General features: G+C 61.0%; 26 protein-coding genes, 1 pseudogene and 1 riboswitch. Of the genes and pseudogenes, 21 read left to right on the forward strand and 6 right to left on the reverse strand.

Annotated elements, in window-relative coordinates:
• Positions 1–21 precede the first annotated feature (21 nt).
• The gene (locus NW862_RS08185; protein WP_414338101.1) at positions 22–174 is read left to right on the forward strand and encodes a hypothetical protein; all 153 of its coding nucleotides are present in this window, start codon (positions 22–24) and stop codon (positions 172–174) included.
• Here the strand turns inward: NW862_RS08185 and NW862_RS08190 are convergent.
• Both NW862_RS08190 and cobO read right to left on the reverse strand, forming a co-directional pair.
• A complete protein-coding gene (locus NW862_RS08190) occupies positions 171–1538 on the reverse strand; it encodes a cobyrinate a,c-diamide synthase (protein WP_414348825.1) in 1368 nt (455 codons plus the stop codon). The genes NW862_RS08185 and NW862_RS08190 overlap by 4 nt on opposite strands.
• Positions 1539–1555: 17 nt before the next feature.
• Positions 1556–2281, reverse strand: a complete 726-nt coding sequence (gene cobO, locus NW862_RS08195) for a cob(I)yrinic acid a,c-diamide adenosyltransferase (RefSeq protein WP_414352266.1) — start codon at positions 2279–2281, stop codon at positions 1556–1558.
• 100 nt (positions 2282–2381) lie between these two features.
• On the opposite strand from cobO, the gene NW862_RS08200 reads away from it, so the two are divergent.
• Together NW862_RS08200 and metK are read left to right on the forward strand one after the other, a co-directional pair.
• Positions 2382–2750 carry a hypothetical protein gene (locus tag NW862_RS08200; protein ID WP_414335902.1) on the forward strand — a complete coding sequence of 123 codons (369 nt, stop codon included), beginning with the start codon at positions 2382–2384 and terminating at the stop codon, positions 2748–2750.
• 68 nt (positions 2751–2818) lie between these two features.
• Positions 2819–2929: riboswitch (SAM riboswitch) on the forward strand.
• Positions 2930–3212: 283 nt separating this feature from the next.
• The gene (gene metK / locus NW862_RS08205) at positions 3213–4472 is read left to right on the forward strand and encodes a methionine adenosyltransferase (protein WP_414335901.1); all 1260 of its coding nucleotides are present in this window, start codon (positions 3213–3215) and stop codon (positions 4470–4472) included.
• A 475-nt stretch (positions 4473–4947) separates the two neighbouring features.
• Here the strand turns inward: metK and NW862_RS08210 are convergent, their stop codons facing one another.
• The 4 genes from NW862_RS08210 to NW862_RS08225 all read right to left on the reverse strand — a co-directional run bounded on the left by NW862_RS08210 (position 4948) and on the right by NW862_RS08225 (position 10429).
• The gene (locus NW862_RS08210) at positions 4948–5508 is read right to left on the reverse strand and encodes a hypothetical protein (RefSeq protein WP_414427089.1); all 561 of its coding nucleotides are present in this window, start codon (positions 5506–5508) and stop codon (positions 4948–4950) included.
• 148 nt (positions 5509–5656) lie between these two features.
• Positions 5657–8032, reverse strand: coding sequence for a tetratricopeptide repeat protein (locus tag NW862_RS08215; RefSeq protein WP_414427090.1), 2376 nt, complete (start codon positions 8030–8032; stop codon positions 5657–5659).
• Between the two features lie 98 nt (positions 8033–8130).
• A complete protein-coding gene (locus NW862_RS08220; RefSeq protein ID WP_414333297.1) occupies positions 8131–8406 on the reverse strand; it encodes a hypothetical protein in 276 nt (91 codons plus the stop codon).
• A 34-nt stretch (positions 8407–8440) separates the two neighbouring features.
• The gene (locus NW862_RS08225) at positions 8441–10429 is read right to left on the reverse strand and encodes a hypothetical protein (RefSeq protein ID WP_414333295.1); all 1989 of its coding nucleotides are present in this window, start codon (positions 10427–10429) and stop codon (positions 8441–8443) included.
• A gap of 443 nt (positions 10430–10872) precedes the next feature.
• Between NW862_RS08225 and rplC the strand changes: the two genes are divergently transcribed.
• The 18 genes and pseudogenes from rplC (at position 10873) to rplO (ending at position 20087) form a co-directional block, all read left to right on the forward strand.
• Entirely contained in the window at positions 10873–11517 is a 645-nt protein-coding gene (gene rplC, locus NW862_RS08230; protein WP_414333293.1) for a 50S ribosomal protein L3, read from the forward strand.
• A 42-nt stretch (positions 11518–11559) separates the two neighbouring features.
• Positions 11560–12186, forward strand: a pseudogene (gene rplD, locus NW862_RS08235) (50S ribosomal protein L4); the annotation flags it as partial.
• 226 nt (positions 12187–12412) lie between these two features.
• Positions 12413–12712, forward strand: a complete 300-nt coding sequence (locus NW862_RS08240) for a 50S ribosomal protein L23 (protein WP_414333291.1) — start codon at positions 12413–12415, stop codon at positions 12710–12712.
• Between the two features lie 58 nt (positions 12713–12770).
• The gene (gene rplB, locus NW862_RS08245) at positions 12771–13655 is read left to right on the forward strand and encodes a 50S ribosomal protein L2 (protein WP_414333289.1); all 885 of its coding nucleotides are present in this window, start codon (positions 12771–12773) and stop codon (positions 13653–13655) included.
• 70 nt (positions 13656–13725) lie between these two features.
• The gene (gene rpsS, locus NW862_RS08250; RefSeq protein ID WP_414333287.1) at positions 13726–14007 is read left to right on the forward strand and encodes a 30S ribosomal protein S19; all 282 of its coding nucleotides are present in this window, start codon (positions 13726–13728) and stop codon (positions 14005–14007) included.
• Positions 14008–14048: 41 nt separating this feature from the next.
• Positions 14049–14423 (forward strand): 50S ribosomal protein L22, encoded by a 375-nt coding sequence (rplV, locus tag NW862_RS08255; RefSeq protein WP_414333285.1) that lies wholly within the window; start codon positions 14049–14051, stop codon positions 14421–14423.
• A 42-nt stretch (positions 14424–14465) separates the two neighbouring features.
• Entirely contained in the window at positions 14466–15215 is a 750-nt protein-coding gene (rpsC, locus tag NW862_RS08260) for a 30S ribosomal protein S3 (RefSeq protein ID WP_414333283.1), read from the forward strand.
• Between the two features lie 47 nt (positions 15216–15262).
• Positions 15263–15739 (forward strand): 50S ribosomal protein L16, encoded by a 477-nt coding sequence (rplP, locus tag NW862_RS08265; RefSeq protein WP_414333281.1) that lies wholly within the window; start codon positions 15263–15265, stop codon positions 15737–15739.
• A 16-nt stretch (positions 15740–15755) separates the two neighbouring features.
• The gene (gene rpmC, locus NW862_RS08270; RefSeq protein ID WP_414333279.1) at positions 15756–15992 is read left to right on the forward strand and encodes a 50S ribosomal protein L29; all 237 of its coding nucleotides are present in this window, start codon (positions 15756–15758) and stop codon (positions 15990–15992) included.
• Positions 15992–16243, forward strand: a complete 252-nt coding sequence (gene rpsQ, locus NW862_RS08275; RefSeq protein WP_414333277.1) for a 30S ribosomal protein S17 — start codon at positions 15992–15994, stop codon at positions 16241–16243. Before rpmC ends, rpsQ begins: the two co-directional genes overlap by 1 nt.
• Complete coding sequence (gene rplN, locus NW862_RS08280; RefSeq protein WP_011434162.1) at positions 16240–16608, forward strand: 50S ribosomal protein L14; 369 nt, start codon at positions 16240–16242, stop codon at positions 16606–16608. The genes rpsQ and rplN overlap by 4 nt, the downstream gene beginning before the upstream one ends.
• Complete coding sequence (gene rplX, locus NW862_RS08285) at positions 16609–17007, forward strand: 50S ribosomal protein L24 (protein ID WP_414333276.1); 399 nt, start codon at positions 16609–16611, stop codon at positions 17005–17007.
• A 59-nt stretch (positions 17008–17066) separates the two neighbouring features.
• Complete coding sequence (gene rplE / locus NW862_RS08290; protein ID WP_414333275.1) at positions 17067–17609, forward strand: 50S ribosomal protein L5; 543 nt, start codon at positions 17067–17069, stop codon at positions 17607–17609.
• Between the two features lie 54 nt (positions 17610–17663).
• Positions 17664–18074, forward strand: coding sequence for a 30S ribosomal protein S8 (gene rpsH / locus NW862_RS08295; RefSeq protein WP_414333273.1), 411 nt, complete (start codon positions 17664–17666; stop codon positions 18072–18074).
• A gap of 33 nt (positions 18075–18107) precedes the next feature.
• A complete protein-coding gene (gene rplF, locus NW862_RS08300; RefSeq protein WP_414333271.1) occupies positions 18108–18653 on the forward strand; it encodes a 50S ribosomal protein L6 in 546 nt (181 codons plus the stop codon).
• A 7-nt stretch (positions 18654–18660) separates the two neighbouring features.
• Positions 18661–19029, forward strand: coding sequence for a 50S ribosomal protein L18 (rplR, locus tag NW862_RS08305; protein WP_414333269.1), 369 nt, complete (start codon positions 18661–18663; stop codon positions 19027–19029).
• A gap of 18 nt (positions 19030–19047) precedes the next feature.
• Positions 19048–19584 (forward strand): 30S ribosomal protein S5, encoded by a 537-nt coding sequence (rpsE, locus tag NW862_RS08310; protein ID WP_414333268.1) that lies wholly within the window; start codon positions 19048–19050, stop codon positions 19582–19584.
• A gap of 35 nt (positions 19585–19619) precedes the next feature.
• Complete coding sequence (rplO, locus tag NW862_RS08315) at positions 19620–20087, forward strand: 50S ribosomal protein L15 (RefSeq protein WP_414333266.1); 468 nt, start codon at positions 19620–19622, stop codon at positions 20085–20087.
• Positions 20088–20132 lie beyond the last annotated feature (45 nt).

Raw genomic sequence — 20132 nt, forward strand, 5'->3', positions numbered from 1 at the left:
GATCACGATCCCAGCGGGGAAATGCCCTTCCACAGGCGCTGGCGACATTCTCGCGGAGGATCCGCGGATCGCTTGGCCTGGCCGGAAAAGCGGCTCAAAGACCTGGATCCGCCGGAGCTCAGGTCAGATGTTTCTCCGCCCATCCAACGGCTCAGCGATGGCATGGTCTTCTAAGGGGAGATGGGCAGAGTTGTCCTCAAGAAGCTTTGTAAGAGCCGCATGGCCAGGTCGGGACGGGATCCCCAGTGGAGATGCAGGTAGGAGGCGTGCAGGCGCCGACCGGCCCAGCCTTCCTGGTGAGGCGGGGATCCCCAGATGTAGATTGGGTTGGGGGAGAGAGGGGTGCTGCGGGAGCGGTGAAATTCGTGCCCTCGTAGGCGATCCCCGGCCTTGGCCAGCAGGGTTGGGCGCAGGACAGTGGCCTCGCGGTAGCCCAGACACAGCCGGTCGCCCATGTCCACCTGGATAGGCAGCAGCCCGGCCAGGGGGTAGGTCTTTCCCTTGAAATCGGTGAGGGATCGTCCCAGCACCATCAGCCCGCCGCATTCGGCATAGAGGGGTGGATGGGCGGGCGGCGGTGGGCGGTGGCTTATTTTTTCGGAGAGGGTGGCGGCAAACAGTTCTGGGAACCCGCCCCCCAGCAGCAGGCCATCGCAGGGCTCCGGCGGCCACAGCCCCACCTGCAGGGGAGAGTACTCCAGCAGCTCGGCGCCACAGGCCCGCAGGAGATCTAGGTTGTCGGCGTAGTAGAAGTTAAAGGCGGCGTCTTGGGCCACCCCTACCCGAACCCGACGCGGTTGTGGGGAAATCTCTGGCCACAGCTCCCCCACTGCCGGCGGCAAGGAGCGAATCAAGGGCAGTAGCTCATCCCAATTCAGATGCTGCTCGGCCAGGTCGGCCCAGGTCTCCTGCCAGCGGGGGAAGTGATCCAGTTCTGAGACGGGCACCAACCCCAGGTGGCGGCTGGGCAGGCGCAGATCCTCACGGCGGGGAAACTGGCCCAAGACCGGGATCCCCGCCGCCGCTGCTGCTTGCTGTAAAATCTGGCCGTGCCGCTCCGAGGCCACGCAGTTGAAAATCACCCCGGCAATGGTGAGGCGGGGATCAAAGCGGCTCAAGCCGTAGAGCAGAGCGGCCACCGTCATTCCCAGGCCGCTGCCGTCGATAACCAACACCACAGGGATCCCCAGCAGGCGGGCCACGTGGGCGCTGCTGGCAAAAAAGGGTTCTGTCTCGCCGGGCAGGGATGCGGGCGCTCGTCCATCGAAGAGGCCCATCACTCCCTCTACAATTGCTCCATCTTTGCCTTGGCAGTGGTGGCGAAAGCAGCGCTGCACAAAGTTCTCATCGGTTAAAAAGGGATCCAAGTTGCGACAGGGGATCCCGCTCACCGCTGTGTGGAACAGGGGATCAATGTAATCCGGCCCCACCTTGAAGGGCTGAATGCGCAGGCCCCGCCGCCTGAGAGCGGCCAACAGAGCCAGCGTGACAGTGGTCTTGCCGCTGCCGCTTGTGGCTGCCGCCACCAGAATGGCCATCTTGCCCTACCCAAGGACTAGAACTCAATGCCGATTTGCGCTTTGATCCCCTGGTCGCGGAAAGGATGCTTGACCAAGGTCATCTCGGTTACCAAGTCGGCCCGGTCGATCAGGGCAGCCGGCGCGCCCCGCCCGGTCAGGATCACATGCACCCGCTCCGGTTTTTCGGCCAGGCCGGCCAATACCTGCTCCAGGGAGAGGTACCCCAGCTTGAGGGCGACGTTGATCTCATCCAAAAGTACCAGGTGGTACTCGCCGCTGCTGAGCAGCTCCCGCCCCTTTGCCCAGGCCGCCTGCGCATGGGCGATATCCCGCTCGCGATCCTGGGTTTCCCAGGTAAAACCTTCCCCCATGGCGTAAAAGGCGATTTTCCCCAGGCCCAGCTCCGGATGGGCGGCCAACTGGCGCAACAATTTGGCTTCCCCCGGATCCCAGGCCCCCTTGATGAATTGCACTACCCCCACCGACAAGCCTTGGCCGAGGGCACGGAAGATCATGCCGAAAGCAGCCGTGCTCTTGCCTTTGCCCTGCCCTGTATGCACGATGATCAAGCCCTTGTCATCGCGCATGCCCGATAGGCGCTGCCGCTGGATTTGCTGGCGGCGCTGCATTCTGCGGCGGTGCCACTGGTTGAGGTCAGTCTCTGTGCCCGCTAGAGACTCCGTCCCGCAATTGCCAACGCCAACAGCCTCAGGCTCTGTTGTCGAGTGGGATCCCCAAGCCGGTGCAGAGAGGTCAGACATGGCGGGTTGGGCCATAATCAGAGGAAATTCGGGTGGGCCGAGCAAGCTCTTCCCCAGCAAACTGCTTTTATCCTACCTCTGGCTGGATTGGGCTGGGATCATGAAAGAACCGGCTACCGCTTTTCGAGATAGCCTGCTGATGTACTCCTTCATCTGGGCCGTGCTGGCGGTAGGGTGTTTTCAAGTCCTGCCCCGTTTGCAAATTGCCTCTGCCGCCCAGTTACAGCCGTGGCTGGGGCCCGCCTATCTGGCCGGGCTGGGGGGATCCCTGTTGGCGGCCCTGGGATCGATGTTGGCCGTCTTGGCGGAAACAACCGCGGGCGCTGCCAGCAAAAGGCATCTGCATCGCTTGGCTTGGGCACTGGGGGCGGTTGGCTTTCTGGGAGTTCTCTTCCCTCTGGGCTTGGCGGGCGTCTTTTTTCTCAGGGCCGCCCAGTCCACCGACTGGTGGCAGGAGCTGTTGGGTTGAGACCGGCCCAGAGCGCATTTTTTTGACAAATGCGTCGAGGTTAGGGGTACCATAAGAACAAGTTCCGTTCTTTATCCAGAGCAGACTGAGGGATCAGGCCCAATGAAGCTGCGGCAACCGGCGGAAGTCTCCGCTACGGTGCCAATTCCTGCGGTTAGTCAGTAACCGAAAGATAAAGGCAATAAAGTTTTCTCTAGAGGATAGCCCTTTTAGGTGGGGGCTTTTTCTGGCGACTTTACCCTTTAGCGGCTCCCACAGCTCTGGTCGCAGCGGCGGAGCAAGGCTCTATCGCGTCAGTGGGACGAAGTCCTCGGGTGCGGTGGGTTGCTCTGGCAACTGCGCTGATCCACCGGCTAGGCCTGCCTTTCTGGGTCCTGGCCGCCGATGAACGGACAGGTGGGCCTGGCTTTCTGGCCTGAGCAGGCTCCCAGTTTCATCTGTTTCGTCTTAAGGAGAGGTTCGTTGTCCAAGTCGTTTTTGTTTTCCTCGGAGTCGGTGACGGAGGGGCACCCCGACAAAATCTGCGATCAGATCTCCGATGCCATCGTGGATGCCCTCTTGACGGCGGATCCCATGAGCCGGGTGGCGGCAGAGGTGGTGGTGAATACGGGCATGGTGATCCTGACCGGGGAGATCACCTCGCAGGCGCATGTCAACTTCACCCATCTGGTGCGGGACAAGGTGGCCGAAATTGGCTACACCGACGCCAAGAACGGTTTCTCTGCCGATAGCTGCGCGGTGTTGGTGGCTTTTGATGAGCAATCTCCCGATATTGCCCAAGGGGTGAACGTGGCCCTGGAAAGTCGCGCATCCAGGGAAGATCAATTCGACTTGGTCGGGGCCGGGGATCAGGGCTTGATGTTCGGCTTTGCCTGCGACGAGACCCCTGAGCTGATGCCCTTGCCGATCAGCTTGGCCCACCGCCTCAGCCGCCAGTTGGCCACTGTTCGCAAAAACGGCACCCTGCCCTATCTGCGCCCCGACGGCAAGACGCAGGTGACGGTGGCCTATGAGGAGGGGCGTCCGGTGGGTATCCACACCCTGCTCATCTCCACCCAGCACACGCCCACCATTGGCGCCATCACAGAAGAGGCGGCGGTGCAAGAGCGCATCCGCGCCGATCTCTGGGAGGCGGTGGTGCAGCCGGTATTTGCCGAGCTGCCCATCAAACCCGACAGCCATACCCGCTTCCTCACCAATCCCACCGGCAAGTTCGTCATCGGCGGCCCGCAGGGGGATGCCGGCTTGACCGGCCGCAAGATCATCGTCGATACCTATGGCGGCTATTCCCGTCATGGGGGCGGGGCCTTCTCCGGCAAGGATCCCACCAAGGTGGATCGCAGCGCCGCCTATGCTGCCCGCTATGTGGCCAAGAACATCGTGGCTGCCGGCCTGGCGCAAAAATGCGAGGTGCAGGTTAGCTATGCTATCGGGGTGGCCCGTCCCATCAACCTTTTGGTGGAAACCTTTGGCACAGGGCGCATCCCCGACGAAGATCTGCTGCGGCTGGTGCAGCGCCATTTTGACCTGAGGCCGGCAGCCATTCTGGCCCAGTTCCAACTGCGAGAGTTACCCCGTCAACGGGGAGGGCGCTTCTACCAAAACGTGGCGGTCTATGGGCACTTCGGGCAAACCCACCTGGATCTGCCCTGGGAGCGCACCGACAAAGCTGCGCTGCTGCGGGAGGAAGCTTTCGCCGGGGCGGCCGCCGTCCTAGCCTAGGCAAGAGTTGGGATCCCCAGGCGGCGACAGAGACGGTTTGGGGGCCCTCGGTTTTGGCTCTGCCAGGGTGGCGACACAGGGGGGCAGCTGGGTAGCCCTGTACTAAGCGCTCCGCACCGCTGACGCGAGTAGTACGGAGCGGAAAAGCCTGTTCGCGTTAGCGGGACGTAGTCCTTGAGCGACTTGAGTCGCTCGCCAATGCTATGATTACCAATCCCAAGCAAGCACCCACCCCGGTGAAAGACCCGGACAGTGCTGTAAGTCAGCAAGTAAGCGGAACCTTGAGACTTGGTTCCAAGGAACCGTCTAGGGGCGTCTTGACAGCGCCTTTGCGAGTCCGTCTATGGACTGCGTAAGAATCCCCCGACTAAAGTCGGGGGAGTGTCAATCCTATCCCCCATCCCGACAAGCTCTGCTGTGGCGGGAGTACGCCGGAGTTGGTGATGGCAAGGATCCCTGAGGCAAAATTGCAAACTCACCGAGGCTGTCCTTGGGATGGCTGGGCAGGATCCGAAGGGTCGGCAAGCTGCAGCTCCAAAGTTACCAAAAGCTCCGTCCCGCCAGCGCGAGCCGCCGAGGAGGTTGGCGGGGCAGGATGCAAATGAACGAGCAGGTGGCGCAGCTTGGGCGGGAGATCCTGCAACTGATCCAACAACAAGTTTAGAGATATGGCCGATTCTCTGGAAAACAGGGATCCCGCCGGGGCTACGGGTGGCAAAGGAGAACGGGCAAGGGCATCCGCAACCAAAGACCGGATCAGCTCCTGCTGTTCCCGCCACAGGGATTGGCTGATTTCTAGGGGAAAGGTGAGGTGAGGAGCGCCGCGGCGCTGCCAGAGGCGGAGGATCTGTTCCACAGAGGCGGCCTTGTAGCGCCCCTGGTAGAGGGCTTCCAGCAGAGCTGCCGGGATCCAAGAGGCCGGGAACCGCTGGCTCCAGCGCTCCACCCACACCTGGCCGGGCTGCCCCTCCAGCTCAAACCCGTAGCGCTCCAAAAAGGTGGCGGGATCCATCAGGCAGGGCCCAAGGAAACTCAACCCAAGGCTAACCCAGATCCGGCAAGATAAAGGGGAGATAAAGCTTTCCTTCCCGGATCCCGCAAGACGGCTCTCGTCCTAGAATACCGCTATTGGCCTTCCATGCAGGCTCTGTGAAGAGGCTATGAAGCTGCGGTACGGCGAAGACTCAGTGGTCAACGGGCCCCAGCTCCAGCGCTGCCTCCAGAGCACGATCGCTGTCGGGAAATTGCGCCAGCAGCCGCCCTAGAAAGGTGGCATCTCCCGTCAGGCCGTACAGACTCATGAGCACATCCCCGGCATAGCGGCTCTGCGGGAAGCGGGCCAGCAGCTCATTGCCGGCGTAGATCGCCTGGCGGGCATAGCCGTCCCGCAAGGCTTTGGCTTCCAGAAAGTAGCGATCTCCAGGGTCGCTGGGATCCACGTAGTCGGGCAGCGGCGTGTCGAACAAGCTGGCATCTTCGGTCACCCCTGGGGGAAAGCCCGGCAGCGGATAGATGGCTGCCGTCTCGTCGGGAGGGTAGGCGGTGTACTGGCGGTAGAGGATCACCACCTGCCAGTAAAGACTTTTCTCTTGCAAGTGGGCAGGGGCGCTGGGATCCGCCAGCACAGAGCCGAGCAACTCTGCTGCCACAGCATGGTGATTGGCCCGCTGATAGTTGGATAAGGAACCATCAGAAGCAGCCGGTCGGGGCGGTGTCCTTTCCTCGGCATCCAGGCTGAGGCCAGCAGCGCGGTTGCGGTTAAACAGCCACAGGTAGCCATTGCGCCAGCCGTCGGCAGCGGCCCAGTGGGCGGCCAGTTGATAGCGCTGCTGGGGGGTGGAGCGGGCTTGCCACCGCCTCAATTCTCGCCAGCGTTTTCGTTGGGCCTGGATTTCCGGATCCAAAGGGGTGCGGCTGCCGGGTTCTGGATCCCAGTCGTAAAGCCAGTAGCTGCCATCCAGCAAGGGGTAGCGCTCCAACACCGCATCCAAAGCCAGATTTTCCGTCAACCGGAGGGCTTGGTCGTAGCGGTGCTCGCGGGCGTAGCGCACCGCCAGCGCATAGCGGACGGCGGCAGCCAGAGGATGATCCCCGTGGCGGTCGAGAAAAGCCTGCAACTCGCCGGGGGTTGCGCCGCTGTCTAGGAGCAAAAGCAGGCGGCGGCGCAAGACGTAGCGCATGTCCCCATCGCCAAAGGGCTCCGCCAGCCAGTTGGCCAAAAGGAGCAGCGCCTCCTCCCGCTTGCTTTGCCACTCCAAGGTGCGCGTCAACCAAAAGAGGGCATCGTCGGCGCCGGGGTGATCCGGGTAGGCGGTCAGCCAAGCCCGCCAAAGGGCCTCTTCTTCTGCCGGGGGGAAAGGCCGCGGGATCGGCTCGCCGGTCTCGGGATTGTGGGGGGAATAGCCAAAATAGCTGCCCCCGCGAATGCGGGCATATTCCCGGCAAGCTTGGGTAAAGCGGGAGTTGGGAAAAGCCTCCGCCAGCTGCAGCAAAACCAAACCATTGCTGATGCCGTGCAGAGCGGCCAAATCCTCGTTGAGAGACCTCTGCAGCAGCGGCTCCCCGACGGGATCCCCCTTGATGTAGAGCAGGGCCGCCGCCAAAAACCGCTGTGGGTCGGCATCATCGGCCACCACACTGCGCAACAACACCTGAGCACCAGGGTTGAGGGTTTCCGGCTCCGCTATCTGCAGCAGAAAAAACTCTCGAGATGAGGGTGGCAAACCTTCATACAGAGGGCGCACCGCCTGCACTGTTGGCTGTTCTAGGAGCAGCACCTGGTCGGCGCGCCCATAAAAATCGATGTAAGAGGTGGTACTCCCCTCAACCCGCTGCCGCACCGCCTGCACCTGGGATAGCGCCCAGGATGGGATCCCTTCCTCCTCATAGGGCAAGACGCTCAAGAGTTTCTTGGCCCGCTGTGGAGGGCTGCTTTCCAAGGCGGGGATCAGCACCCCGTAGACCTGCTCTCGAAAGGGAAATCCTTCTTGGGTGAGCAAGCTGTTGAGCCAGTTGAGATTGAAACTCCACTCCGGGCTATCGGCTTGGATCCCGGCCAAGGCCAGCTCGGTGAGGCGCTGCACCGACTCTGGCCGATCCAGCCCAAACAGCTCGTACTGGGGCGGGATCTCCTGACCGCTGGAGTAGTCGTAGCCCCCGAACAACGCCGCTGGGGCGAAAAACTCAGCCGGATTTTGCCGCAGCCGATCCTCCAACCACCAGCGGCTGTAAGGCAGGCCATGGCTTTGTAAAGTGTAAAAGGCGTAGCTGCGGCGGCTTGGGTCGGCGGATCCCCCCCAGCGGGCTAGCACAGGATAGATCAGAGGAAACCAGCGGTCGCTTGGGCCGGGATCGAACGCTGCCACATCTTCATAGCCGGAGAAAGCGGCGTACCGATAGAGGATCAGATCCCGGTGCATCTGCAGCCGTAGCCGCTGCAGTAGGACGTAGCCCCCCGCTCCCAGCCCCGCCAGGAGGCCGGCGGCGAGGGCCAGCGTTGCCACAGGACGAAGGGGAAAGCGGCGGGACGAGGGCGCAGCAGGCGGGGTATCCGGATTCATAAAACCCAATCCAAGTCCAGGCGGGCGTCCCCACTCTACTCGATTCTTTCCGAGCGCGGATAGAGGGCCTACAGCCATTTCGGGCCGGCCGCTTTCGATCACGGCTGCCGACGTAAACACCACACGGCTCCGGGCACGTCGGTTTCTCCCTCTCGCCGCAGGGTAAAGTTCTGATGATAGACGGGATCCAGCCCTGCCCGTTCTGCCTGCCGCAGCACGTAGGCGGCGGAGTGGGCAGAGCGCCCCGTGGTGGATCCCAGCTCGTAGCCGGGGACGGATCCCTGCTCGACGGTGAAGGCCAAAAGCCCGCCGGGATTGAGCACCCGCCCACAGGCCGGCAAGACCTGGCCCAAATCCCCCAGATAGATGAACACATCTGCCGCCAGGAGCAAGTCGTAGCGCTCTGAATCAAGCCGTGGCCATGGCCTTCGCGGCCTTTAAAATGAGGTAATCTAACATGCCGGTGTTCTCTTCGCCGCGGTAGTTACAAGTGGAGCGCACCAGCCACAGCCCCTTCCGAGTTCGGCAACAGAGGTTGAGCAGCGTGCGAGCCAGAATTTGTTGACGCGCCTGTAGGTCTTGGGCCGCGTCGAAAACCTCCCCATCCCACTCCGGTGTCAGCACACGGCTGTTGTAAAGCACACGCCAGAGAGAACGGGACCAAAGCGGATTGGTGATGTCGAACCAAAACTGGTAATCTGCCTCTAAACCTCGATTGATATAGGCCACCGGCGTCGCCACCACCAGGTAGCGGGAATAGTCGGGCTCAAAGCGTCCGCTGCTGGGGGTTTGTCCCGAGCGGATCATGGCCAAAAAGGCGGCATCCCCTTCGGTAGGGAAGGCCCGGCGAAACCGTTGCGCCGCCTCTATCAGCACGCGCAGCAGCTCCTGATCCTGAGGGGAGGAAATCACCGGGGCCAAGTGATCGGCAAAAAACCGCTGAAAGAAGACGGCCAATGAAGGCCCAGGAGGATAGCCGCGTAGCCAATCGAACAATCGCTGGTAGCGCTCCAGGTTGGCAAACCCCACCCGCTCCGGCTGCCGTACCGCGGTTCGGGAACGCAGAGAACGACCCACCGGATCCCAGGTATCTTGGGCCAACAGGGCTGCCCGGATGGGATCCAGATCCAACACCCAGCTCAACAGCAGCCGCCAGGCCGGCAGGGTGGGAAAAGCGCCCCACTCGGGATGGGCCAATTCCGCTGCCGTCAGCACTGCGCGCACCAACGGGTAGCGGATCAACGCCGGGAAAGGGGCGATCGGCAAGACCTCCGGCAATTGCTCCTGCAGCCTCAGGCTCACCCCCACATCCATACGCGGCAGCAAAACAGCAATGCGAGAGGCCGGGATCCCGGCCCGCAAAAGCTGCCGGATCTCAGCAACCATCCCTTCCACCGCTGTAAACAGAGTCTCTCCCTCCAGCACCTGCACCTTCGGCGGCTCTCCCCCCTTCGGTTCGGGCAGCGAATGCGAAAACTGGGGATCCAGCACCCGCACAATCTGCACCCCCAGCCGAATCATGCCGGCCGAGCCGCGATAGCTCCTCTCCAGAAGCTGAACCCGGGTGTTTTCCATCAAAAAGTCAGCTACTGCCTCCGGGATCCCGGTCAACGAGACTCCGCCGCCGAGGGTGTAGCTAAAAAACTGGCTTTGCAGATGGGCTTGCCCTTGCCGGTAAAACTCCAGCGCCACCCCGCAACTGTCTTCCGCCTGATCCACGATCAGGTGATCCCACTCCTGCCAAAACTCCGCCAGCGGCAAGATGTACTCACCAAACAGCCGGATCTGCAAGCCAAAATCCAGGGATCCCAGCCGCAACCCCACCTCCCACAGCCGCTCCACACAACAGCCCATCGCCTGCAAAGCCTCTGCCCGCCCCGGATCCCCCTCCGCCGGCCAGGCCGCTGCCAGCCGGGATCCCACCGCTTCCGCCGCCAAACCCGAAGCCCCCGCAATATAGGCAGCACTGCTGATCTGATCCCAGATCTGGAACTCCTTGAGCCCAACGCCGGCAAAGACTTGCCCATGCCGCGGGCACAAAGCGCAGGCCCGTTGGCAGAGAAATTGAGTCAGATCCTTGGCCAAGGGGATCGGCTCAAACTGAGGGGGCAACTGCGGGAGGCGGGCACACACCTGCGGCCAATGATCGGCCAGAGAGCGCCCCACCCGCTGCAAGAACGTCTCGATCCGCCACGGCCCCACCAAACCCAAGCTGGACTGCTGCAAGCGCCGCAACACCTCATCCGCCTGCCGTTGACTCCGCACCAAAAACAAGATCCGCGCCGGATCGGATCCCGCCTGCAACAAACTCCAATAGCGCTCCACACAAGCCTGGGTCAGCCCACTGCCTGCCCAGCCCAGCACACTTTGGAAGGGATCCCGCCAATGGTTCCTCATTGCTTCCACCGTCATTGGCCTCCCCAACCATTTTCTCGGCAAAAGACTGGACAAATAGGCCTTCGCTTCATTATGATTGGTTTTCGTTGCCAACTAAGCCCACGCGCTTCGGCAACCCAACGTACTGCTATTCCAGATACTGCCTCTTTGCAGGCAAGTCTGAGCAGTTCTAAGCAAAAGCAGTTTGGCGTGTAACTTCAGGCCGAGCTGAGCAGCAGGCCCAGTGCTGTCCAGATTGGCAGGGATCCTAGCCTCTCCCTGCACTGTTTTTTTGCCTGAGCCAGCAGACTTAGCCAGAGTCTGATTTTCCTGCCGTCACGCTGCTGCTCTACGCATCTGGCTGACCCAGCCAAAGGGCTCCGTCTCGACGGCTAGCTGATTGTCGGAGTGAGCCGGTTCTGAGTTGATGAAAACGAGTCGTGCAGGCTCGAGGGGAGGTTCTTGTGGCACTTGGCATCCTTGGCAGAAAAGTCGGCATGACCCAGATCTTCTCTCCAGAAGGGCTGGCCATTCCGGTCACCGTTGTACAGGCCGGGCCTTGCACGGTGACCCAGATCAAAACCCAAGCCACAGATGGCTACAACGCCGTTCAGTTGGGCTACTTGCCCACTGCCGAAAAGCATCTCACGCGGGCGCAGCGGGGCCACCTCAGCAAAGCGGGGGTGGCAGAGCTACTGCGCCACCTGCGGGAGTTTCGGGTTGACCAGCCAGAAGCCTACCAGTTGGGGCAAAAAATTACCGTTGAGATTTTCTCCCCCGGCCAATTGGTGGATGTGGCGGGCACCTCCATCGGGCGAGGGTTTGCCGGCTATCAGAAGCGGCACCACTTCGGCCGTGGCCCCATGTCCCACGGCTCCAAAAACCACCGCCGGCCAGGCTCCATCGGCGCCGGCACAACTCCAGGCCGCGTCTTTCCGGGGATGCGCATGGCAGGGCGGCTGGGAGGTGGCCGAGCCACCACCCGTAAATTGCAATTGGTGCAGGTGGATCCGGAGCGGGATCTGCTGGTGATCAAGGGTTGCGTGCCCGGCGTGGAAGGGGGGCTGCTGGAGATCACCCCTGCTAAGCAGGTGGGCAACAGACGTTAGGCAAAACCAAGGCTGACCGGCATCCGCGAAGACGAGGAAACCATGGCAAGTTGTGTGGTGAAAAATTGGCAAGGGGAAACGGTGGGCAGCGCCGAGCTAAGTCTTAAAGTGGCTCGTCCCGCAACAGCTCCCCACATCCTCTATCTGGCTCTGCGCCGGCAGATGACCAACGCTCGCCAGGGCAACGCCCACACCAAGACCCGAGCCGAAGTGCGGGGTGGCGGTCGCAAGCCTTGGAAGCAGAAAGGTACCGGTCGGGCTCGCGCCGGCTCCATTCGCTCCCCCCTGTGGCGCAAAGGTGGGGTGATCTTCGGCCCCCGCAAGCGGGAGTACAACCTGGCCATGAACCGCAAAGAGCGGCAACTGGCCCTGCGCACCGCTCTGCAAAGCCGGGTGGAAGACCTGATCGTGGTGGAAGATTTCCAGGAGCAGCTCAACCCACCCAAGACCCGCGCCGTGGCCCAAGCTCTGCTGCGCTGGGGAGTGATGGAGGATCAATCAGCTTTGCTCATTGTTGCCGAACGCTCGCAAGCTGTAGAGCGGGCCGTGCGCAACATTGCCCGCGTCAAGCTGATCGGCCTGGATCAGATCAACGTTTTTGATCTGCTCAACGTCGATTGGGTGCTGATCACCACCTCTGCCCTGGAACAGCTCAAGGCCCGCTGGGGATCCGGCGCAGCAACAGAAGCTGTAACCCAAGCCGAAGCCGCCGAAGGTCAAGCTCAGCCAGAAGATCCAAAAGCGCAAGCAGATCAGGCGGATCAAGAAGTTGCTCCAGCAACTCTCCAAGAGCCAACAGATCAGGCTGTAGTCGAGGAAGAGTTGCAGGAGCAGGACAGTGCCCAGCCACCAGCCGTAGAAGAGGCCGAAACAGCCGCAGCAGAGGAGGAAGACGATGACTGAGAGCAAGCGGATCCTGGCCGATATCTTGTTGCGACCCGTCATCACCGAAAAGGCAACCGCCCTGATGGAACAGCGCAAATACGTCTTTGAAGTGATGCCCACCGCCACCAAGCCCCTCATCCGAGCCGCCGTCGAGGAGATGTTCGGAGTGCGGGTCACCTCGGTCAACACCCTAAAGCTGCCCCGCAAGCAACGGCGGGTGGGTCGCTTTGTTGGCTATCGCACCCGTCCCAAGCGAGCCATCGTCACCTTGGCCGAGGGAGATTCCATCACCCTCTTCCCGGATACCTAGACCCTTTGATCCCTTGTTACTAAGCCGCTACCCCTAGTCCTCCACCCCCACCCGAGCCATGGGCATTCGTACTCTCCGACCGTACACCCCCAGCACCCGTCACATGACGGTCTCTGACTTCGAGGAGCTGTCCCGTGACGAGAACGGCAAGCGGCCCAGACCGGAAAAGTCTCTGCTGCAATTTCTTCACCGCAAGAAAGGGCGCAACAACCGCGGCGTCATCACCTGCCGCCACCGGGGCGGCGGCCACAAGCGGCTTTATCGCATCATCGACTTCCGCCGCGACAAACGCGGGATCCCGGCCACCGTCAAAACCGTGGAGTACGATCCCAACCGCAGTGCCCACATCTGCCTGGTGGAATACGAAGACGGTGAGAAACGCTACATCCTCGCTCCCCGTAACCTACAGGTGGGATCCACCATCATGGCCGGGCCTGAGGCCCCCTTTGAGATCGGCAATGCCATGCCTTTAGAGCGGATCCCGTTGGGAACGGTGGTTCACAATGTGGAGCTGTATCCCGGTCGCGGCGGGCAGATCGTTCGCGCTGCCGGGGCTGGAGCTCAAGTGGTGGCCAGAGAGGGCAAATATGTCTCCCTTAAGCTGCCCTCTGGCGAAGTCCGCATGATCCGCGGCGAGTGCTACGCCACCATCGGCCAACTGGGCAACGTCGACCACAACAACCTCAGCCTGGGCAAGGCCGGTCGCAGCCGTTGGTTGGGGCGCCGTCCCCACGTGCGTGGCTCGGTGATGAACCCCGTCGATCACCCCCACGGCGGCGGGGAAGGAAAAGCACCCATCGGTCGCAGTACCCCTGTCACCCCTTGGGGCAAGCCCACCCTGGGCTACAAAACTCGTAAGCGCAACAAGCCCAGCAACAAGTTCATCGTGCGCGGTCGCCGTCGTGGAGGTCGTCGCGACAGAGGTGGGAGAGCCGCTCAATAGCAATCTGCTGGCCATCCGTATCCTCAAGCGTTTTCGAGGCTGAATTGCTTGTCAAACTGTCGAGGTTCTTATGGGACGTTCGCTAAAAAAAGGCCCCTTTGTGGATGCCAAGCTTCTTCTCAAGGTGGAGAAGATGAATGAGCGCAACGAGAAGCACATGATCAAAACCTGGTCGCGGGCCAGCACCATCCTGCCGGTGATGATCGGCCACACCATTGCCGTGCACAACGGCAAGCAACACGTGCCCATCTACATCACCGATCAGATGGTGGGCCACAAGCTGGGCGAGTTTGTTCCCACCCGTACCTTCCGCGGCCATGCGGGTAGCGACAAAAAAGCATCTCGCCGTTAACTGAGCGGCTGATAAGGAGAGCGATCTAGTAGGAGAGCGTTATGGCTGATTCATCATCGGATATTAAAGCGGTAGCCCGCTACATCCGCATGTCCCCCTTCAAAGTGCGGCGGGTGCTGAACCAGATCCGAGGGCGCACCTATGCCGACGCCCTGATCCTGTTGGAGTTCATGCCCTACGCTGCTTGTGAGCCGGTGCGCAAGGTGCTGCGCTCGGCGGTGGCCAATGCGGAACACAACAGCGGCCTGGATCCGCGGGATCTGGTGATCAGCCAAGCCTACGCCGATCAGGGGCCTGTGCTGAAGCGGTTTCGCCCCCGCGCTCAAGGTCGGGCCTACCCCATTCGCAAGCGCACCTGTCACATCACCATCGCCGTCCGGCCTATAGAAGAAGCTGGAGCAGCAACAACTTCCTAACCTTCCCTATTCCCAGACCTCTACCCCTCAACCGACAACACCATGGGACAGAAGATCCACCCCACCGGTTTCCGCCTCGGCGTGATCAAAGAACATCGCAGCCGCTGGTTTGCCGATCCGGCCCGCTACCCGGCCTTGTTGCAGGAGGACGATCAGATCCGCGCCTACCTGACCAAGCAGTTGAGCAGTGCCGGCCTGGCCGACATCCAGATTGAGCGTAAGGCGGATCAAATTGACCTCGAGATCCGCGCTGCTCGCCCTGGGGTGGTGGTGGGTCGGGGAGGATCCGGCTTAGAGACTTTGCGCCAAGGCCTACAAAAAGAGCTGAGCTCACGAGGTGGCGGCGAACGAACCATCCGCATCAACGTTGTGGAAGTTACCCGTGCCGATGCCGAAGCAGCTTTGCTGGCGGAAAGTATTGCCCAACAGCTGGAACGGCGGATTGCTTTTCGCCGCATCGTGCGCCAGGTCATCCAGCGGGCGCAGCGGGCCGGTGTACAAGGGATCAAAATCCAAATTGCCGGTCGCCTCAACGGGGCCGAGATCGCCCGCACCGAATGGACGCGGGAGGGGCGGATCCCTTTGCACACCCTGCGGGCCGACATCGACTACGCCGAGCACCTCGCCCGCACCACCTTCGGCATCATCGGGGTCAAAGTTTGGGTCTTTAAAGGAGAAGTTCTGCCCGGGCAGGAACGTCCCGAACAAAAGGTTCCCCTGCAACAGCCCAAACGCCGGCAGCAGCGGCGGCGGCCCACCTTTGAAGATCGCTCGGCAACAGCAGAGACTTGAGCGTCGGCTAGGGATCCCATCGGTTCGCCAATGATTGAGGAACGGCTATGTTAAGCCCCAAACGCACCAAATACCGTAAGCAACAGCGCGGGCGCATGAAAGGCAAAGCGACCCGCGGCAACCGCATCAACTTTGGGGAATACGGCCTTGTGGCCCTAGAACCCGCCTGGATTACGGCTCGGCAGATCGAAGCCAGCCGTCGGGCCATGACGCGCTACGTCCGGCGAGGCGGCCAAATCTGGATCCGCATCTTTCCCGACAAGCCTGTTACCCAACGGCCTGCCGAAACCCGCATGGGATCCGGCAAAGGCAACCCCGAGTATTGGGTTTGCGTCGTCAAGCCAGGCCGCATCCTCTTTGAGATGGGAGGAGTGCCTGAAGCCACGGCTCGAGAGGCCATGCGCCTGGCCGCCCAAAAGCTGCCGATCAAAGTCAAGTTTGTAACCAAAGCCGACTTTGAGAAGCCGGAACCTGCCCAGGAAGCAGTTCCGGAAACCCCAGAACCGGTAGCTAGCCCTACCTGAGGGAGGAGAGTCAACCATGCCCATGCCCAAAATTGCCGATGCCCGTGCCCTATCGGACGAGGAACTGAGCCAGGAGATCTACGCCGTCAAAAAAGAGCTGTTCGAGCTGCGTTTGCAGCAGGCCACGCGGCAGTTGAACCAGCCCCACCTCATTCGCCTGCGCAAACACAAGCTGGCTCAACTGCTGACCGTTGAATCCGAGCGCAAACGCGGCAAGTTCTTGCCCTCAACTCAGACCCAGAAGGAGGAGTAATGCCTGCTCGCGAAAAGATCGGCGTTGTTGTCAGCAACAAGATGCAAAAGACGGTGGTTGTTGCCGTGGAAAACCGGGTTGCCCACCCCAAATACGGCAAAATCGTCGTCAAAACCAAAAAGTTTAAAGCCCACGACGAGGAGAACCGCTGCCAAGAAGGGGATCTGGTGCGCATCACCGAAACCCGTCCCCTCAGCCGCACCAAGCGTTGGCAAGTGGCCGAAATCTTACGGGAGGTGAAGAAACTATGATTCAGCAGCAAACCATGCTGACGGTTGCCGATAACACCGGCGCCCGCAAGATGATGTGTATTCGCGTGTTGGGCAGCAGTGGCCGCCGCTACGCCAGCTTGGGCGATGTGATTATCGGCGTCGTCAAAGATGCCCTGCCCAACATGCCCGTCAAAAAATCTGACGTCGTCAAGGCCGTGGTCATCCGCACCGTCGATACCGTACGTCGCCCTGACGGCATGTGCATCCGCTTCGACGACAACGCCGCCGTGATCATCAACAACGACGGTAACCCCCGTGGGACTCGTGTTTTCGGCCCTGTGGCTCGCGAGCTGCGGGAGAAAAACTTCACCAAGATCATCTCCCTTGCTCCGGAGGTACTCTAGATGGCCCGCCCCCTCAAGCCCAGCCAAATTCGGCGCTTAATCCGGCAACCCGGCATTCGCAAGCACCGCAACAGCCTGCGCTACAAAATGCGCATCAAGCAGGGGGATACCGTGCAGGTGATCTCCGGCGATGACAAAGGCAAAATCGGCGAGGTGCTGCGGGTTTTTCCCGAGCGCAACATGGTTGTGGTGGAAGGAGTCAACATCGTCACCTACCACCGCAAGCCGCAGCGAGAAGGGGAAAGTGGCCGAATTGAGACCAAAGAAGCCCCGATCCACGCCTGCAAGGTGATGCTCTATTCCAAGAAGCAGGAGGTGGCCAGCCGCATCCGCTATCAAATCACCGCCGATGGCCGCAAAGTCCGTGTCCTCAAGAAAACAGGCGAGATCCTCGACTAAGTGTCCCTTGAAGTTGACTAGGGCTCTGACCCAGCCCAGAGCCAAAAGGAGAAGCCACCATGCCGCAACGCCTGCAAATCCACTACAACACTGTCATCGTCCCCAAGCTACAAAAAGAGTTGGGCTACACCAACATCCATCAGGTGCCCCGCCTGGAGAAGATCGTCATCAACCGCGGCTTAGGGGAAGCCTCCCAAAATGCCAAAGCTCTGGAGTCCTCCATTGCCGAGATCAGCGCCATCACCGGCCAGCGTCCGGTGATCACCCGCGCCAGAAAGGCCATCGCCAGCTTCAAAATCCGCAAGGGCATGCCGGTTGGCCTGATGGTAACCCTAAGGCGGGAGCGCATGTATGCATTTTTGGATCGCTTGATCAATGTTGCCCTGCCCCGTATCCGCGACTTCCGCGGCATCAGCCCCAAAGCCTTCGACGGACGCGGCAACTACACCCTTGGCATTCGTGAACAACTGATCTTTCCGGAAATTAACTACGACTCTGTAGATCAGCTGCGAGGTATGGATATCTCCATCGTGACCACTGCTAAAACCGATGAAGAAGGCCGTGCCCTGCTCAAGGCGTTTGGCATGCCCTTTGCTTCTTAGGTTTGCCTATCCTGAGTTTTCTTGATCGATCTTCCGAGGAGCACTGACCCACCGATGGCCCACACCAACGACACGATCGCCGACATGCTCACCCGCATTCGCAATGCCACCCTGGCTCGGCACGAGTCGGTGGCAGTTCCGGCCACGCGCATGACCCGCAGCATCGCTCGCGTTCTTCATGAAGAAGGGTTCGTCAGCGAATGGAAAGAGGAAGGAGAAGGGATCCAAGCCCGCGTGGTGTTGCGGTTGAAGTATAAAGGCAAAGGGCGCAACTGCAGGCCCATCATCAACGGCTTAAAGCGAGTGAGCCGGCCGGGCCTGCGGGTTTACCGCAGCCACAAAGAGCTGCCCCGCGTATTGGGCGGAATTGGGATTGCCATCATCTCTACTTCCAACGGCATCATGACCGATCGGGAGGCTCGCAAACAGGGCATTGGTGGCGAAGTACTCTGTTTTGTCTACTAGGTTCTCAGTTTTCTCTTGTCAGGAGTTTTTCCCATGTCTCGCATCGGTAGACGCCCCATCGCCCTTCCTGCCAAGGTGGAGATCCAGATCGACGGCCAGCACATTGCGGTGAAAGGCCCGAAAGGACAACTGTCCCGCAGTTTGCCTCCCCTGATCACCGTCCGGCAAGACGCTCAGATGCTCACGGTCAGCCGGCTCAACGATTCCCGTCCCGCCCGCCAACTGCACGGCCTCTGCCGCACCCTGGTGGCCAACATGGTAGATGGGGTATCGAAGGGATTTGAGCGGCGGCTGGAGCTGGTAGGTGTCGGTTACCGCGCTTCCACCCAAGGCAGCAAGTTAATCCTGAACGTCGGCTACAGCCACCCGGTGGAGATCCCCTTTCCCCCCGGCATCCAAATGGCCGTTGAAGGAAACAACATCGTTGTCGTCTCAGGTATGGATAAAGAACTGGTGGGCAACACTGCCGCCCGCATTCGGGCCGTCCGGCCCCCAGAGCCCTACAAGGGAAAAGGGATCCGTTATCTGGGAGAACAAGTTCGCCGTAAGGCAGGTAAATCGGGCAAAGCCAAGAAGTAAATAGCCTATGAAAACCAACCGCAAAATCACCACCCAACGTCGCCATCGCCGCATTCGCCGCAAGGTCTTTGGCACTGCCGAGCGGCCTCGCCTGGCTGTGTTTCGCTCCCATCGACACATCTACGCCCAGGTGATCGACGATGTAGCTCAGCATACCCTAACCTCTGCCTCCACCCTGGACACGGAGCTGCGCGAAAAATTCAAAGAGACCGGGACGGCCACCCAAGAGGCGGCTGCCTTGGTGGGCCGCTCAGTTGCCGAGCGGGCCTTGCAAATGGGTATTTCTCGCGTGGTTTTCGATCGGGGGGGCAAGCTTTATCACGGGCGCGTTCAAGCGCTGGCAGAGGCTGCCCGAGAGGCGGGGTTACAGTTCTAGCTACTGAGGAAAAGGCACATGGCTGAGCAGAGAGAACGTCGCAGAAGCAAAAAAAGCCGCGAAGAGCAACCCACCGAGTGGCAAGAACGGGTTATCCAGATTCGGCGCGTCACCAAGGTGGTCAAGGGCGGCAAAAAACTGAGCTTTCGCGCGGTGGTGGTGGTCGGCAACGAGCGCGGCCAAGTTGGAGTCGGCGTGGGCAAAGCCAACGACGTGATCGGGGCCGTGCGCAAGGGAGTGGTGGACGGCAAAAAGCACCTCATTGAAGTTCCCCTCACCAAAGGATTGTCCGTCCCCCATCCCATGCGGGGGGCAGGTGGCGGTGCCGCCGTCTTGGTGATGCCAGCAGCTCCCGGCACAGGCGTCATCGCCGGGGGAGCGGTGCGCACCGTTCTGGAGTTGGCAGGTGTACGCAACAGCTTGGCCAAGCAACTGGGATCCAGCAACCCCCTCAACAATGCCCGTGCCACCATTGATGCGCTGCGGCGGATGCGAACCTTTGAACAGGTGGCTCAAGATCGAGATATCGATGTGCGCCGCCTATTCAGCAAGTGATGAACCCATGATATAGAGCAAGGGAGCTGGAAGCCATGCGACTGGAAGACATTCGACCTCAAGCAGGTTCGAGGCGGCGGCGGCGGCGCCTGGGCCGTGGCGTTGCTGCCGGGCAGGGAGCCTCCTGTGGCAAGGGGATGCGAGGGCAGAAGGCCCGCAAGGGAGGCAGCACGCGACCCGGCTTTGAAGGCGGCCAGACCCCTCTTTATCGGCGTTTGCCCAAGCTTAAACATTTCCCCCGCTACACCCGGCGTCTGGAGTACACGCTGATCAACCTGCGCGCCTTGACAGAGCTGCCTGCCGGCAGCGAGGTTAGCCTGGAAAGTCTGATGGAACGGGGGATCGTGACCACCAACGATGGCCCGCTGAAGATCTTGGGAGATGGGGAAATCGGCGTGCCCCTGACGATCAGGGCGGCTGCCATCACCCCCTCAGCCCAAGCCAAGATCGAGGCAGCCGGCGGCCGGGTCGAGCTTGTGGGATCCCAAGCCGCCGGCTCCTAGATGGGCCGAGGTTGGCAGCATTTCATTTTGCCGACTTCCCCAGCG

This window comes from Synechococcus sp. H55.8 (assembly GCF_047462375.1).
Classification (GTDB): Bacteria; Cyanobacteriota; Cyanobacteriia; order Thermostichales; family Thermostichaceae; genus Thermostichus.

Bases quoted from the DNA above. Each gene is read 5' to 3' on its own strand.
- NW862_RS08185 (WP_414338101.1), top strand. From the start codon at position 22: ATGCCCTTCCACAGGCGCTGGCGACATTCTCGCGGAGGATCCGCGGAT.
- NW862_RS08190 (WP_414348825.1), bottom strand. From the start codon at position 1,538: ATGGCCATTCTGGTGGCGGCAGCCACAAGCGGCAGCGGCAAGACCACT.
- cobO (WP_414352266.1), bottom strand. From the start codon at position 2,281: ATGTCTGACCTCTCTGCACCGGCTTGGGGATCCCACTCGACAACAGAG.
- NW862_RS08200 (WP_414335902.1), top strand. From the start codon at position 2,382: ATGAAAGAACCGGCTACCGCTTTTCGAGATAGCCTGCTGATGTACTCC.
- NW862_RS08215 (WP_414427090.1), bottom strand. From the start codon at position 8,032: ATGAATCCGGATACCCCGCCTGCTGCGCCCTCGTCCCGCCGCTTTCCC.
- NW862_RS08225 (WP_414333295.1), bottom strand. From the start codon at position 10,429: ATGAGGAACCATTGGCGGGATCCCTTCCAAAGTGTGCTGGGCTGGGCA.
- NW862_RS08240 (WP_414333291.1), top strand. From the start codon at position 12,413: ATGACTGAGAGCAAGCGGATCCTGGCCGATATCTTGTTGCGACCCGTC.
- rplB (WP_414333289.1), top strand. From the start codon at position 12,771: ATGGGCATTCGTACTCTCCGACCGTACACCCCCAGCACCCGTCACATG.
- rpsS (WP_414333287.1), top strand. From the start codon at position 13,726: ATGGGACGTTCGCTAAAAAAAGGCCCCTTTGTGGATGCCAAGCTTCTT.
- rplV (WP_414333285.1), top strand. From the start codon at position 14,049: ATGGCTGATTCATCATCGGATATTAAAGCGGTAGCCCGCTACATCCGC.
- rpsC (WP_414333283.1), top strand. From the start codon at position 14,466: ATGGGACAGAAGATCCACCCCACCGGTTTCCGCCTCGGCGTGATCAAA.
- rplP (WP_414333281.1), top strand. From the start codon at position 15,263: ATGTTAAGCCCCAAACGCACCAAATACCGTAAGCAACAGCGCGGGCGC.
- rpmC (WP_414333279.1), top strand. From the start codon at position 15,756: ATGCCCATGCCCAAAATTGCCGATGCCCGTGCCCTATCGGACGAGGAA.
- rpsQ (WP_414333277.1), top strand. From the start codon at position 15,992: ATGCCTGCTCGCGAAAAGATCGGCGTTGTTGTCAGCAACAAGATGCAA.
- rplN (WP_011434162.1), top strand. From the start codon at position 16,240: ATGATTCAGCAGCAAACCATGCTGACGGTTGCCGATAACACCGGCGCC.
- rplX (WP_414333276.1), top strand. From the start codon at position 16,609: ATGGCCCGCCCCCTCAAGCCCAGCCAAATTCGGCGCTTAATCCGGCAA.
- rplE (WP_414333275.1), top strand. From the start codon at position 17,067: ATGCCGCAACGCCTGCAAATCCACTACAACACTGTCATCGTCCCCAAG.
- rpsH (WP_414333273.1), top strand. From the start codon at position 17,664: ATGGCCCACACCAACGACACGATCGCCGACATGCTCACCCGCATTCGC.
- rplF (WP_414333271.1), top strand. From the start codon at position 18,108: ATGTCTCGCATCGGTAGACGCCCCATCGCCCTTCCTGCCAAGGTGGAG.
- rplR (WP_414333269.1), top strand. From the start codon at position 18,661: ATGAAAACCAACCGCAAAATCACCACCCAACGTCGCCATCGCCGCATT.
- rpsE (WP_414333268.1), top strand. From the start codon at position 19,048: ATGGCTGAGCAGAGAGAACGTCGCAGAAGCAAAAAAAGCCGCGAAGAG.
- rplO (WP_414333266.1), top strand. From the start codon at position 19,620: ATGCGACTGGAAGACATTCGACCTCAAGCAGGTTCGAGGCGGCGGCGG.